At 60.6% G+C, this 13,806-nt stretch carries 16 protein-coding genes; 10 read left to right on the top strand and 6 right to left on the bottom strand.

What is annotated here, in order from left to right; all coding sequences use genetic code 11:
* The first annotated feature begins 402 nt into the window (after positions 1 to 402).
* Positions 403 to 1,215 (top strand): DUF2189 domain-containing protein, encoded by an 813-nt coding sequence (locus tag RUW20_RS19920; protein ID WP_313953962.1) that lies wholly within the window; start codon positions 403 to 405, stop codon positions 1,213 to 1,215.
* Between the two features lie 14 nt (positions 1,216 to 1,229).
* Here the strand turns inward: RUW20_RS19920 and RUW20_RS19915 are convergent, their stop codons facing one another.
* Together RUW20_RS19915 and fdxA are read right to left on the bottom strand one after the other, a co-directional pair.
* The gene (locus tag RUW20_RS19915) at positions 1,230 to 2,090 is read right to left on the bottom strand and encodes an amino acid ABC transporter substrate-binding protein (RefSeq protein ID WP_313953961.1); all 861 of its coding nucleotides are present in this window, start codon (positions 2,088 to 2,090) and stop codon (positions 1,230 to 1,232) included.
* Between the two features lie 412 nt (positions 2,091 to 2,502).
* Positions 2,503 to 2,826 (bottom strand): ferredoxin FdxA, encoded by a 324-nt coding sequence (gene fdxA / locus RUW20_RS19910; protein ID WP_313953960.1) that lies wholly within the window; start codon positions 2,824 to 2,826, stop codon positions 2,503 to 2,505.
* A gap of 190 nt (positions 2,827 to 3,016) precedes the next feature.
* Here fdxA and trxA point away from each other — a divergent pair, with 190 nt between their 5' ends.
* From trxA to RUW20_RS19890, 4 genes are all read left to right on the top strand, one after another.
* The gene (trxA, locus tag RUW20_RS19905; protein WP_313953959.1) at positions 3,017 to 3,343 is read left to right on the top strand and encodes a thioredoxin TrxA; all 327 of its coding nucleotides are present in this window, start codon (positions 3,017 to 3,019) and stop codon (positions 3,341 to 3,343) included.
* A gap of 191 nt (positions 3,344 to 3,534) precedes the next feature.
* Entirely contained in the window at positions 3,535 to 4,791 is a 1,257-nt protein-coding gene (rho, locus tag RUW20_RS19900; RefSeq protein ID WP_186407014.1) for a transcription termination factor Rho, read from the top strand.
* A gap of 135 nt (positions 4,792 to 4,926) precedes the next feature.
* The gene (gene rpmE, locus RUW20_RS19895) at positions 4,927 to 5,142 is read left to right on the top strand and encodes a 50S ribosomal protein L31 (RefSeq protein WP_313953958.1); all 216 of its coding nucleotides are present in this window, start codon (positions 4,927 to 4,929) and stop codon (positions 5,140 to 5,142) included.
* 83 nt (positions 5,143 to 5,225) lie between these two features.
* Entirely contained in the window at positions 5,226 to 6,935 is a 1,710-nt protein-coding gene (locus tag RUW20_RS19890; RefSeq protein WP_313953957.1) for an ArnT family glycosyltransferase, read from the top strand.
* Here the strand turns inward: RUW20_RS19890 and orn are convergent.
* Positions 6,925 to 7,470, bottom strand: a complete 546-nt coding sequence (gene orn, locus RUW20_RS19885; protein ID WP_313953956.1) for an oligoribonuclease — start codon at positions 7,468 to 7,470, stop codon at positions 6,925 to 6,927. The two genes, RUW20_RS19890 and orn, sit on opposite strands and share 11 nt — an antisense overlap.
* 44 nt (positions 7,471 to 7,514) lie before the next feature.
* Between orn and RUW20_RS19880 the strand changes: the two genes are divergently transcribed.
* Genes RUW20_RS19880 through RUW20_RS19865 form a run of 4 tightly spaced genes read left to right on the top strand, consistent with a single transcriptional unit; the run spans position 7,515 to position 10,286 of the window.
* A complete protein-coding gene (locus RUW20_RS19880; RefSeq protein ID WP_313953955.1) occupies positions 7,515 to 8,759 on the top strand; it encodes a M48 family metallopeptidase in 1,245 nt (414 codons plus the stop codon).
* A gap of 25 nt (positions 8,760 to 8,784) precedes the next feature.
* A complete protein-coding gene (locus RUW20_RS19875) occupies positions 8,785 to 9,126 on the top strand; it encodes a 4a-hydroxytetrahydrobiopterin dehydratase (protein WP_313953954.1) in 342 nt (113 codons plus the stop codon).
* Positions 9,123 to 9,989, top strand: coding sequence for a ribosome small subunit-dependent GTPase A (gene rsgA / locus RUW20_RS19870; protein WP_313953953.1), 867 nt, complete (start codon positions 9,123 to 9,125; stop codon positions 9,987 to 9,989). Before RUW20_RS19875 ends, rsgA begins: the two co-directional genes overlap by 4 nt.
* 18 nt (positions 9,990 to 10,007) lie before the next feature.
* On the top strand, positions 10,008 to 10,286 hold the full coding sequence (locus RUW20_RS19865) for a polyhydroxyalkanoic acid system family protein (RefSeq protein ID WP_313953952.1): 279 nt from the start codon (positions 10,008 to 10,010) through the stop codon (positions 10,284 to 10,286).
* Between the two features lie 34 nt (positions 10,287 to 10,320).
* On the opposite strand, the gene RUW20_RS19860 is transcribed toward RUW20_RS19865, so the two are convergent.
* Complete coding sequence (locus tag RUW20_RS19860) at positions 10,321 to 10,581, bottom strand: acyl-CoA-binding protein (protein WP_313953951.1); 261 nt, start codon at positions 10,579 to 10,581, stop codon at positions 10,321 to 10,323.
* A 78-nt stretch (positions 10,582 to 10,659) separates the two neighbouring features.
* On the opposite strand from RUW20_RS19860, the gene RUW20_RS19855 reads away from it, so the two are divergent.
* A complete protein-coding gene (locus tag RUW20_RS19855) occupies positions 10,660 to 12,153 on the top strand; it encodes a wax ester/triacylglycerol synthase family O-acyltransferase (protein ID WP_313953950.1) in 1,494 nt (497 codons plus the stop codon).
* 144 nt (positions 12,154 to 12,297) lie between these two features.
* Here RUW20_RS19855 and RUW20_RS19850 read toward each other — a convergent pair whose 3' ends face one another.
* Positions 12,298 to 13,071, bottom strand: coding sequence for a hypothetical protein (locus tag RUW20_RS19850; RefSeq protein ID WP_313953949.1), 774 nt, complete (start codon positions 13,069 to 13,071; stop codon positions 12,298 to 12,300).
* 43 nt (positions 13,072 to 13,114) lie between these two features.
* Complete coding sequence (locus tag RUW20_RS19845; protein ID WP_313953948.1) at positions 13,115 to 13,762, bottom strand: TetR/AcrR family transcriptional regulator; 648 nt, start codon at positions 13,760 to 13,762, stop codon at positions 13,115 to 13,117.
* Between the last annotated feature and the right edge of the window lie 44 nt (positions 13,763 to 13,806).

The following is a 13,806-nucleotide window of genomic DNA, read 5'->3' as shown; positions in this document are numbered from 1 at the left end:
TTACCCCTTTGCATGAAAACGACTTGCCTTGGCCTGCCACCCCAAAAAAAAGGCGAATCGGCCAAGCGAGAAAAACAACCGTGCGCGCAGCGCAGATCGAGCGCTAACCGCCGGAATTGTAAGCGAGAGCGGTCGGGAGTCAAGCCATAGGTCGGCGCTAGCGTGCCCCTGTCCGACAACATGGCAATGATACTCGACGTCCAGAATGGCCATGAATCGTGGGCCGCACGGCGTGGCGCAACCGCCATTCCAGGCGCATGCGCGGGCAAAGCGGTATCTTGAGCGGCGAGCGTGCTACTCTCCACTCCTGCCACCAACGCGTGAGTCGGCAAACGCCGCCCGAGGGCAAGCCCCGAGCGGCAGCGGAAGCGAAAATCCTGTGAAACTGAAGGAGGCCCGTCGATGAGCGACAATGAACCGCCAGGCACCGAAGGCCCTGCCAGCCGCTTCCCGGTAATCCGCCGAGTAGAAGCCGGCGCCGTCGTCGGCTGGCTGCGTGCCGGCTGGAACGATCTTCGCCAGGGAGGCCTTGCCAGCCTCTTTTACGGCGCGTGCTTCGCTACCGCCGGATGGCTGATGCAGGTCGTTTTTGCCGAAGCCTACGCACTCTTTGCGGGATTCACGACAGGCTTCCTGCTGCTCGGCCCGTTCCTGACGCTGGGGCTCTACGACCTGAGTCGGCGCATCGAAGATGGCAGCCCCCCCAGACTGGCCCCGACGCTCGCCGCCTGGCGCCCAAACCTGGCCAATGTCGGCCTCTTTGCCGCCCTGCTGGCCATCGTTCTGCTGGTTTGGGCACGCGCGTCGATCATCGTTTTCGCGCTCTTCTTTACAGGCGGATTGCCGACCTTCGGCAACGTCGTGCACGTGGTTCTGACTTTCGAGCAGCCCGACTTCGCGCTCGTTTACTTTGCCGTCGGCGGCTTTTTTGCCACCTTCGTCTTCGCCATCAGCGTGATCGCCGTGCCGCTGATGTTCGACCGCAAGACCGACGCGGTCACGGCGACCATCGCCAGTCTCGTCGCCTGTAGCCGCAACCCCGTGCCGCTGTTGCTCTGGGCGGCCTGCATCGCGGTCCTCGCGGGAATCGGTTTCGCAACCTTCTTCGTTGGTCTGATCGTGGCGATGCCCCTGGTCGGACACGCAACGTGGCACGCCTATCGCGATATCGTCGCACCGGACGAGCAGCCGAATGCAACTGCCGCGCCTTGTTGAGTGGCGCCGGCCGCCTACTCCGGCAAACCGTTCAGAAAATAGAGGCTCTGCAGCGTTGGCCCAGGCTTGGTCAGCCCACCGAACCAGCGATCATGAATGGCGTAGATCTCGCCACTACGGCTGAGGCGAGCCAACTCACGATTCACTGCCAGGCGGAAATCGGCGTCATTGCGACGCAGCATCAAGGCGTAGGGCTCGTAAGAGAAGATTTCATCGCCAAGTGACCAGGTGTCCTGCTTGCCTGCGTCGAGAGCCAGGCCGATCAGCAAGGATCGATCCGAGGCGTAAGCGTCGACTTGCCCCTGCAGCATTGCGGTCACGCCCTGCTGATGGTCACTGACCTTGACCATCTCGGCGCCGACCCGGTGCTCCCTCAGTGCCTCGGCCAGTGATTGCTCGGTCGTCGTGCCGACGGTGACGGCTATCTTCTTGCCGGCCAGATCCTTCAGGTTCCTGATGCCGGACGCCCAGGGAGACAGGTAGCTGCCCCCGTCGACGAAGATCGGCAGACTGAAATCGACCTCTTCCATGCGCGACAACGAACTCGTCGTTGATCCACATTCGAGATCAATCGCACCAGAATTGAGTCTGGCGATACGCGTTTCCGGGGTCACCGCCACCCACCGCAACTGAAGTTCTTCGAGGCCAAGCTGCCTGACGATCGCTGCAGCCACCTTGGTGCACAGTTCTACCGAATAGCCCCAGGGTTGCCTGTCCTGGCCGGTATACGAGAACGGGATGGACGCCTCACGATAGCCGAGCGAAATCGTTTTCGACGCCTTTATCTTGTCGAGTGTCCCTGCAGCTTGCGCTGGCACGGGAAGACAAAAGACGAGGCTGGTCACGATAGACAGGACGCGGAGATGGGGCGTCATGGCATTCCTCCGTAAAAATGGCTGCTCCCGAGAAAATGCTTTTTGGCATATCGTCGGCGCCTCGAGGATCACTTTCCTCAGCATGCCAGCTCCCGCGCACGCTATCGCCCGGCCAAGCTTGCAGCGGACCCGCCTCTTCCCGGGGCCGTACGGTGTCGCACTTTGCCTGTTACGAGCACGCGATGAAAGTCGCGAAACAGGCACCGCCAGCCCTACGCTTTGCTCACTCGGCAAATGTCAGACTGGTTGCTGGGCATCGTGAACAATGCGCTGCCCAGCACTCACTGTAAGGGACACCATGAAACCGGCGCTTGCAGAACGATATCCCAGCGAACGCTCACTCAGTGCAGGTAGCACTCACGCGTCGCATCGCGGGGTGGTCGCCAACGAAGCAGTGGCCAGACAACTGTCCTTACCGTTGCAGGTATTTCAGCTTGTCCGGCTTGTTGTTCCACTCGTCGGCATCGACCAATGCCTCGCTGCGTTCGGTGATCACCGGCCAGATCTTGGCCAACTCGCTATTGAGCGCGACGAAGTCGCGCTGGGAGTCTGGCACATCGTCCTCGGCATAAATGGCTTCTGCCGGGCACTCCGGAACACAAAGCGTGCAATCGATGCACTCGTCAGGGTCGATTACGAGGAAATTCGGCCCCTCGTGAAAGCAGTCAACAGGACAGACATCAACACAGTCTGTGAATTTACACTTGATGCAGTTCTCGGTTACGACGTAGGTCATTGTCTGGATTCTGAAAATCAACACGCGCCACACTATAGCCTATTTGCCCGGGCCGAGACAGACCGTAGCTTCCCTTCGAACGTTTTTTTCGCTAGCATTGCGGGGCTGGCCGGTCGGCTCCAGAGCTCGATCCGGCATGCCACCCACCTACGTTGCGCATTCCATCCCCGTTCCCGCAAGAGGCTTCTTAATGAGCGAACACATCCATCATGTTACGGACACCAGTTTTGGCACCGAAGTACTCCAGTCGGACCTGCCTGTCCTGGTTGATTACTGGGCCGAATGGTGCGGCCCATGCAAAATGATTGCCCCCCTCCTTGACGATGTCGCGAACGATTACGCCGGCCGTATCAAGGTCGTCAAATTGAATATCGACGACAATCAGAAGACGCCCGCCAGTTACGGGATCCGCGGCATTCCGACGCTGATGATATTCAAGAACGGCCAAGTGGAAGCCACCAAAGTCGGCGCACTATCAAAGTTGCAGCTGACCACTTTCATTGACAGCAGCCTCTGAAGCGGGTACCGTTCGGCTGAAGGTTCGATGGCTGCTGCATTCGGCCCACAGAAATTCACAAGCCCGCGCAGAACCTTCAGGTTCCCTCTCCCTTTAGCAGCTCCCCGCCCTGCGCCGCACTTTCCTCCGCACGCGTTTCGTTCGCGGTAACGCGCGGCGCGCCCGCATTCCCCCTTCTTCGTCTCCTGCACATGCACCTATCCGAACTCAAAGCACTCCATGTCAGTCAGCTTCTTGACATGGCGATCACCAACAATGTTGAAGGTGCCAACCGCCTGCGCAAGCATGAGTTGATCTTCGCACTGCTGAAGAATCAGGCCCGGAAAGGCGAAAGCATTTTCGGCGACGGCACACTCGAAACGCTGTCTGACGGCTTCGGTTTCTTGCGCTCACCCGACACTTCGTATCTCGCCAGCACCGACGACATCTACGTCAGCCCGAGCCAGATCAGGCGCTTCAACTTGCACACCGGTGACACCATCGAGGGAGAAATCCGGACGCCGAAAGACGGCGAACGCTATTTCGCACTGGTCAAGGTCGACAAGATCAACGGCGAAGCGCCAGAGGCGTCGAAGAACAAGATTCTCTTCGAGAACCTGACGCCCCTGCACCCCGCCGAGCACATGAAACTCGAGCGCGATATCCGCGGCGAAGAGAACATCACCAGTCGCATCATCGATATCATCGCGCCGATCGGCAAAGGCCAACGCGGTCTGCTTGTCGCCAGCCCGAAGAGCGGCAAGACCGTCATGATGCAGCACATCGCACATGCGATCACCACCAACCACCCCGACGTGACGGTAATCGTACTGCTGATTGACGAACGCCCCGAGGAAGTCACCGAAATGACGCGCTCGGTCCGCGGCGAGGTGGTCGCTTCAACCTTTGACGAACCAGCCACACGCCACGTTCAAGTAGCCGAGATGGTCATCGAGAAGGCCAAGCGCCTGATCGAGCACAAGCGGGACGTGGTCATCCTGCTCGACTCGATCACCCGCCTGGCACGCGCCTACAACACCGTCCAGCCGGCATCAGGCAAGGTGCTGACCGGCGGCGTCGATGCCAATGCACTGCAGAAACCGAAGCGCTTCTTCGGCGCCGCACGGAACATCGAGGAGGGCGGCTCACTGACCATCATAGCCACCGCACTGATCGATACCGGTAGCCGCATGGACGACGTGATCTACGAAGAGTTCAAGGGTACCGGCAACATGGAGATCCACCTTGATCGCCGCATGGCGGAGAAACGCGTCTATCCGGCGATCAACGTCAATCGCTCGGGCACCCGCCGCGAGGAACTCCTGCTCAAACCGGATGTGCTGCAAAAAATGTGGGTTCTGCGCAAGCTGCTATACAACATGGACGATCTTGAAGCGATGGAATTCCTGCTCGACAAGATCAAGGCGACCAAGAACAACGCCGAGTTTTTCGACTCGATGCGCCGCTGATCAACATGCCGCTGGCCAGGCGATTGCAGATGGTCGAAAAATAGCCGATAATTATCGTTTTATACAGAAGTGTCACACTTCGCCCCGCTCTCTTGACGGCGCGCTGAGTGATCTCACATACAGGACTAGCACCAGATGAAAGCCAACATCCATCCTGCGTACAAAGAACTCGCGGTGACCTGTTCCTGCGGCAACGCCTTCACCACCAAATCGACGATGCACAAACCCCTGCACGTCGAAGTATGCGCGGCCTGCCATCCCTTCTACACAGGCAAGCAGAAGATTATCGATACTGCTGGACGCGTCGAGAAATTCAACCAGAAATACGGCTCAATGCGCAAGTCCGCTTAGGCCAACTCTGCGGGGTCAACCGGAGTCGGTAGAAAGGGCAGCCGCATGGCTGCCTTTTTCATTTCCCTCGGCAGAAAAACAGCATGAGTACTCGTTTCGAGATGCCAGCGCAGGCGAAGCATTCTCGCTTCAAGGGGATCCAGCTGCCCCCCAGCGGCTGGACCTTGGCGGTGCTGCTCGCCCTTTACATCTTTACCGGCTTGACTGGCCACGACCCGTGGAAAAACGACGACGCAGTCACCATTGGCGTCGTCTATGACCTGGTGGTGAACGGCAACTGGTTGACCTTAGGGCTTGCTGGCCGCCCCTACCCTGACGCCCCCCTGCACTATTGGGTGGCAGCAGCGAGCGGCCACCTGTTTGCCTGGGCATTGCCTGTACATGAGGCAGCACGGCTGGCCAGCGGCGTGTTCACCCTGCTCTCCCTTACTTTCATCTACCTCGCCGCACGCGAACTTCACGGCCGCGAACAGGCGCCGGCTGCTCCCCTCATTCTGGCAGGCAGCATTGGCTTTCTGTTCCACGCGCACGAAGCGCAACCGATGTTGGCTACGTTGACCGCCCACACAGCTGCCTATTGGGGCCTGACCCAGATGCCCCGGCGGCCGTTGCGTGGCGCTTGCTGCTTCGGGTCGGCGCTGGGTCTCGGCTTCCTCGCCAACGGTCTGGCACCGATGCTCCCGCTTCTGCCTGTGGCAGGCTTTGTCGCCTGGCGCTCCGAGAACCGCCAACAATCGACGCTGATGCTGCTCGGATCGCTGTTGCTTGCCGGCGCCTTTGCTGGCATCTGGCTGGCCGCTTTGCACGTCACCTCCCCCGAGTTCCTGGCAGCCTACTGGCAGAGCGAACTGGCTCAGCTTGGCGGCAATACGCAACCCCTGCTCAGCCTGCTGCGTTTTTTGACATTGCTGCCCTGGTATGCGTGGCCCGCCCTCCCTCTCGCCGGCTGGGCACTGTGGGCGAAGCGTCGACATTTGCGGACGCTCCCCCTCGCCTTGCCGATTTGGGCGTTCGTGCTGACCCTGGCCACGATCAGCATCTACCTGGACGCACGTAGTGCGCCAGCCTTGCTGCTGCTTCCGCCGCTGGTCCTCCTCGCCGTCCCGGGCGTCACCTCCATGCGCAGAGGGGCAGCGAACGCGTTCGACTGGTTCAACATGATCACTTTCAGCTTCTTTGCCCTGCTCGCCTGGATCGGCTGGTCGGCCATGGTGGTCGGCTGGCCGGAGAGGCTCGCGCGGCAGGCCTCTCGGCTGGAACCCGGGTTCGTCGGCCAGTTCAGTCTTGCCAACACGACCCTCGCCCTCCTCGGAACGCTGGTCTGGGTTTGGCTGATCGCCACCAGTCCACGCTCCCCGATGCGCGGAATCATGCACTGGATGGCCGGCCTGACCCTCTTCTGGCTGTTAATCGCAACGCTCTGGATGCCATGGATTGACTACGGAAAAACCTACCGCCCGGTTTCTGCAGCACTGGCCAAAGCGCTTCCCGAGCCGCACGGCTGCATCGCCAGCACGAGCGTCGCCGATGCCATTCTCGCCTCGCTCGACTATTTCAACGGCATACAAACCATTGCGGCGGAGTCCGCGGCTGGCAAGAAATGCAACTTGCTGCTGATCCACGGCGCGCGCAGGAATGGCAGTTGGCAGCAAATATGGGAGGGAGGGCGCCCTGGCGACCGTCGTGATACGGAAAAGCTGAGGCTCTACCGGCGAGCCGCGAACAGCGGGCCGAACCGGCCGCTAAGCGAGCACCAACAGAGGTGCGCCGGCCACTGCATTCTCAAAGCCTGATGAAGTGCTCACGGTAATACTTCATCTCCTCGATCGACTCGCGGATGTCGGCCAGCGCCGTGTGCTCAGCCTTCTTGACGAAACCCTTCGCCACTTCAGGTTTCCAGCGCCGACACAGCTCCTTCAGCGTGCTGACATCCAGGTTGCGGTAATGAAACCAGGCTTCGAGCCGTGGCATGTATTTCACCATGAATCGGCGGTCCTGGCCGATCGAGTTGCCGCACAGTGGGCTGGCCGCCTGTGGCACGTATTCCTGCATGAAGGCCAGCGCTGCGGCTTCCACGGCGACTTCGTCGAGCGTCGACGCCCGGACCCGGTCAATCAGGCCCGAGCGACCATGGGTTTTCCGGTTCCACTCGTCCATCGCGTCCAGGCAAGCGTCGTCCTGATGCACTACCCACACGGGTGATTCAACAACCGTCATCAGCTGGCTATCGGTAACGACCATCGCCACTTCGATGATACGGTCGCGCTCAGGTTCGAGGCCACTCATTTCCATATCCAGCCACACGAGGTGATTTGCATCCTGTGCCATATAATCTGCCTGAATCCGTAAAAATGGCATTGTGTCACACTCATATGGCTAATACTTTCTCCTTCGCCTTCCTTGCCGCCTTGCTGGCGATGTGCGCCTTGCGTCTCTGGCTGGCCGGGCGACAGATTTCGCATGTCATCGCCCACCGGGCGACGGTTCCCGGAAGCTTTGCTGGCCGAATCGAACTCACTGCTCACCAGAAGGCCGCGGATTATGCCGTCGCACGCACGCGCGTGGGCAGATACGGCCTCGCCATCGAGGTGGCGGTTCTACTTGCCTTCACGCTGGGTGGTGGCCTGCAAGCCCTGCACGAGTTCTGGTCGACACAGCTCGACGGCTTGCCTTACGGCGTCGCACTGATCTTCAGCGTGCTACTGATTTCTGCCCTCGTTGATTTGCCTCTCGCGCTCTATCATCAGTTCGTCATAGAAGAAGCGTTCGGCTTCAACCGCATGACCCTCAAGCTCTTTGTCGCCGACCTCCTGAAACAGGCAGCGCTTGCCGTGGCCATCGGCGCCCCGGTGCTGCTCGCGGTACTCTGGCTGATGGACACGATGGGGGACCTGTGGTGGTTTTACGTCTGGCTCTTCTGGTGCGTCTTCAACCTGCTCATTCTGCTCATCTACCCGACCTGGATCGCGCCACTGTTCAACAAATTCGTCGCCCTCGACGATGCCCAACTCAGGACCCGTGTCGAGGCGCTATTGCTACGCTGCGGCTTTGCCAGCTCCGGCCTGTTCGTGATGGACGGCTCGAAGCGCTCGAGCCACGGCAACGCTTATTTCACTGGCTTTGGCAAGACCAAGCGCATCGTCTTCTTCGACACCCTGCTCGGTCGCCTGCGACCGGTCGAAGTCGAAGCCGTGCTGGCGCACGAACTGGGTCACTTCAAACACCGGCACGTACTCAAAAGGATCTGCATGCTGTTTGCGATGTCACTCTGTTTTCTCGCCGTCCTCGGCCAGCTGATCAATGCCAACTGGTTCTTCAACGGTCTCGGCGTGGACACCCAGAACACCGCACTGGCGCTCATCCTGTTCTTCCTGGTCGGCCCAGTTTTCACTTTCTTGCTGACACCGTTGCTGAGCCTGTTATCACGCCGCGACGAGTTTGAAGCCGACCGTTACGCAGCCGAGAACGCCTCGGCGAACGATCTGGTGACAGCACTGGTCAAGCTTTACGAAGACAATGCCGCAACGCTGACACCAGACCCGCTGCATTCGCTTTTCTACGACTCCCATCCACCCGCCGCGCTACGCATAGCCCGCCTGCAGCAGGCGCAGGCATGACTCGCACACCGGAGGATCGCCCAGCATGACGACCGCTCATGAGCTCGCTCTCGAACATTGCCGCCCCTTGCGCGGCGGCGAACCGTTGCTGGATCTGTCCCGGAGTTCTGCCCTGCTGATCTGCCTGCCCGGCTGGAAGATCACCGAACAGGGAATCCTTCAGAAGGACTTCACCTTTGCCAGTTATGCCGCCGCACTGCTCTTCGTCAACACCGTCGCCGGCCTCGCTGAACGCGAAGATCACCACCCGGACCTGGAGGTCGGCTACGGCCGGGTCAGGGTCAACTACAGCACGCATGAGGTCGGCGGCCTGTCGCGTAACGACTTCATCTGCGCAGCCAAAATCGAGGCTTTGGCAAGGATTTGACACTCGCCGGCACCGTTGTCGCCGCTTACGGCAGGCAGTACCGGGTCGAACTGTCCGACGGCGTCGTGCTGCTCTGCTTTCCGCGTGCCAAGAAAAGCGATCTGGCTTGCGGCGACCGGGTCACGATCCAGCAAACGAGCGCCAATCAGGGCGTGATCTGCTCGATCGACGCGCGCCGAACCCTGCTCTATCGGTCCGACCACTTCAAGCAGAAACTGATTGCGGCGAACGTCACGCAGGTCGTCATCGTCGTCGCCACCGAACCTTCGTTTTGCGACGAGCTGGTCTCCCGCTGTATCGTCGCCGCGGAGAATCAGGACATCGAGGTTCTGATCGTGCTCAACAAGTGCGACCTGAGCGACCGGGTGGCAGCAGCCAGCGCGGCACTGGCGCAGTACGCGAAGCTTGGCTACCGAGTAGTGAAGCTGTGCGCGCGCCAAGACAGCGACCAGCTGTTGCCCTATCTCGCAAATCACGTCAGCCTGCTGATCGGTCAATCGGGAATGGGCAAATCAACCCTGATCAACGCCCTGATCCCCGACGCTGGGGCGAAAACGCGCGAGATCTCGCAGGCACTCAACACCGGCAAGCACACCACGACACACGCCAGGCTCTATCATCTCGGAATAGCCTCGGCACTGATCGACTCGCCCGGACTGACCGAGTTCGGCCTGCACCATCTGTCGCCAGAGGATATCGCACTGGCGTTTCTCGAACTGCGTCCGCTACTTGGCAGCTGTCGGTTCCGTAACTGCCGGCATGATCGCGAGCCTGACTGCAGCGTCCATGCGGCGCTCGAGCACGGCGACATCGACCCCCGCCGCTACGCGGCGTTCCGCTCCCTCTGCGCCGAACTGGGCTAACATTACTGGACCCTTCCGATGAGTGACATCCACATTCGCCGTCAGCACGGCAAAACCCCCACTGAAGCCCGTGCTTCGGCCGAGCACATGGCGTCCGAATTGAAAGACGAGTTCGACCTGGACTACGCCTGGGACGGTGACGTCATGAGATTCGAGAGGTCAGGCGTCAGCGGCGAGTTGGCGGTCGACAAGCAGGAAGTGACGCTCGACATCCATCTCGGATTCCTGCTTTTCGCGCTCAAGCCGAGCATCGAGCGCGAAGTCCACAAGTTCTTCGATGAGAACTTCCCGGCCTGAAAAACCTGGCCGCGCGCGCCGGCAAGTGGTGAACTCAGCCAGTCTTCAAGCGGTCGATCAAGGCCACGTACTGCGCCATCGCATCGGCAGATGTGATGCCCTTGAGTGCCGCCCAGGCGTCGTGCTTGGCGCGACCAAGCATGTCGGTAAAACCTGGGCGCCGGCCCTCGACGTCGCCGTCGCTTGCCTGCTTGTAGAGGGCATAGAGCTTCAGCAAAGAGGCATTGTCCGGACGCTCGCTGAGCGTCTTCGAACTGGCAACTGCCGCAGCGAACTGGGTTTGCGGGTCACTCACGTTGAATCCTCCGGTCGATGATGCGATGGAACGGCTTGCTATTATATGGCCCTGCCATTTTCTCCGGGAGCCCAGGCGATGAGCTCTGGCGAAAGAGTTTCCCACGTCGACACCGCCTGGCTACGCATGGACCGGCCGGAAAACCTGATGCAGATCCTCGGCGTCATGATCTTCGTCGGCCGGATGGACGCCGAGCGCTTCAAGCGCACCGTCATCCATCGCCTACTGCGTTACCGGCGCTTCAGGCAGATCGCGAACCTCGACGCCGAAGGCGCGTGGTGGGTCGACGACCCCGACTTCGACATCGATCTGCACGTACGTCACTCGCTACTCCCTGCTCCCTGCGGGAAATCCGAGTTGCAGAAGTTCGTCGCCGAAACTGCCAGTTCTCCGCTCAACCCGGCACGCCCGCGATGGGAATTCACCCTCGTCGAAATGGCCAACGGCAACTCGGCACTGGTCGTTCGCATCCATCACGCGATTGCCGACGGCATCGCCCTCATCGGTGTCATGAATGCGCTTACTGACGACCGAGCAGATGCCCCGGAGGAGGGTGGCTATCAGGCCGTCACCGGCACAACTGCCCCTGCCCACGGCTACGCTGACGCTGAAGGAAACGCTCCAGATGACGCCTTCTGGCGGATGATCCTTGAACCCGTCACCGGCGTCGCCGAGAAGCTGATAGGCGTTGGGGGCTATCTTTGGGGACACTACTGCGGCCTGCGCAGTGCACCGGGGGCGATCCAGAACTACCTCCGCGTGGCCGGGGCGATCACCCAGGAGATCGGCAAACTCGCCCTGCTGCCGAGCGACAGCCCGACACGCTTCAAGGGCAGACCAGGAACGGTCAAACGCGTGGCCTGGTCCGAGCCGATCTCCCTGGCCGACATCAAGGCCGTCGGCAAGGCGCTCGGCTGCTCGGTAAACGACACTCTGCTCTGTTCGGTCGCAGGAGCTTTGCGCGGCTACCTGGTGGCCAAAGGCGACCCGCTGGCCGCCACCGAAATCCGCGTCATGGTCCCGGTCAATCTGCGTGCGCCCGACGACCCGGAGGATCTCGGCAACCGCTTCGGCCTCGTCGCGCTCGAACTACCGGTCGGTACCGAAAATCCGTTGGCCAGGCTGTATGTCACGCGTGCCCGGATGGAAGCCCTGAAGGGCTCGTATCAGGCGATGCTGACCTTTGCCCTCCTCGGCGCGGCCGGCATGGCACCCCCCTTCGTCGAAGAGCAGCTGCTCAAGTTGCTAGCCGGCAAGACCACCGCAGTGATGACCAACGTCCCCGGCCCACCAGGCCCTCGCTACTTTGCCGGCAGCAAGATCGACCAGCAGCTGGTGTGGGTTCCGCAGGCAGGCGAGATCGGCATGGGAGTCAGCATCCTCTCCTACAACGGCCAGGTACAATTTGGCGTCATCACCGACAAGAACAGGGTTGACGATCCCCAGAACATCGTCGATCGCTTCGCTGGCGAGTTTGAAAAACTGCTCTGGCTGGTCCTGCTGGAACCCCCGGATCGACTTGGCGATCCCGAAGCTGTCGCAGAAGACCTCGCTGCCTTGCCCGGTCATTGAGCCAAACCGGGAGCGACGGGCTGGCCATGTTTTCCGGCGAATAGTGAATGGTGCCCTAGCTACCAGCCAGCTGCCGCCCCGCCGCATCCCGTAACATCCCTCGCCCGCCGTACACGACGCCTGACGTTGACGTGGGGCAAGGTCTCAATCCGCCAGCTCGGCCTTTGCCACTGCGACATCCAGGCGTTCCATCGCGTCCCTTGCTGCGAAGGCCGCGGCTTCCCGGTAGAGCCTCTCGGCCTCCTTCATTTTCGCCTTGCCGAACATCATCACCAGCGCATTCGCGTACTCGATGCGGGTGATCGCGGAATCCGGATTGAGCTTGAGAGCGGCTTCGAGAAGCTCGTTGCCGGTGCTCTTCTTGGCCCCGTAGGTGAGCCCGCCGACCAGCGAGCCGACCTTGTCGATCACCTCGGCGTGATAAGCGCCCAAAGCGACATGCGCGTCGGCGTGCCTGGGCTCGATCTCCAGTGCCTGCGTCAGGCTGTGTTTTATCTTGCCCCCCAACCCTTGCGCCAGCGCCTTGACCACCGAGATGCTCTGGCTGTGGCGCCCGAGGGCATAGGCATGGAGATACCACGCATTGGCGTCGTGCGGTGTCTTTTCCTGCTGCTCCTCGCAACGCCGGGCGACTTCCAGCAACAGGCTGCACTTGCGCTCGTCATTCGTCTCCAGGTAATTGGCATAGATCGCGGCAGCCTTGTTGGCCGCGTTGTAGCCGGTGATGCCACAGCCGAGGCCGGTCTCTACCGCTTTGCCAAAATCACCGGCGTGATAACTGCGCCAGGCATCCTGCACCTTCGGATCGTCGGGGAAGGGCTCACAATCGCCACGATGCAGGCGCGCCCAGCTCTTCTGCAAGGCCACGCCGGGATAGGCATAGGCCTGGTCAGGATACGGAAACTTCTTCCACGCCATTGCTTTTGCTCCAGATAATGGCAAGGCCACGGGCAGCATTCAACTACGGTTTCACGTACTCCCGTGACAGCTTGTCGAGCAGCCCTTTCGACTCATCACGCAGAAACGGCGAAACCATCGCCATCACCTGATACACGCCACGCCCGATTCGACCACTCTCGACCTTGCCTCGCGGATCGCAGGTGTACTCGAAGGACAGCCAGTAGCTGGCGATCACCGCCATGTTCGTCGCCAGCGCACGCAGTTCCTCGGTCGTTGCCCGCATGGCACCGGTCGACACCAAGCCCTCGCAGAGGATTGTCGCCGTGTGCACCTTGTGCGCCATGATCTGCTTGAAGTGAATTTCGAGCACTCGATTGCGCGTCAGCAGATCGTTGAGATCACGGTAAAAGAAACGATACTTCCAGATCTGCTCGAACAGCAGATGCAGAAAAAGCCAGACGTCCTCCACGTTGGCCAAGCGGCGTGTCGGTGCGGCCAGCGTTTCCTCGATTTCTTGCTCGAAGGCCGCGAAGATCGCCTCGATGATCTCGTCCTTGTTATGGAAGTGGTAGTAGAGGTTGCCGGGGCTGATGTTCATCTCGTCTGAAATGACCGTCGTTGTCACGTTCGGCTCGCCAAAATCATTGAACAGCCGCAGGCTGGTCTCGATGATTCGTTCGCGTGTTCGCCGCTTCGGTTTCTTTTCCATCAGGTTCCCGCCGTGATCCTGATTGTTGCGAGCGACCAGCATAT

Origin of the sequence: Accumulibacter sp., from assembly GCF_032229525.1 — a bacterium.
Classification (GTDB): Bacteria; Pseudomonadota; Gammaproteobacteria; order Burkholderiales; family Rhodocyclaceae; genus Accumulibacter.
Note: the sequence above shows the minus strand (reverse complement) of the source record. Positions and strands in the feature narration are given on the sequence as shown.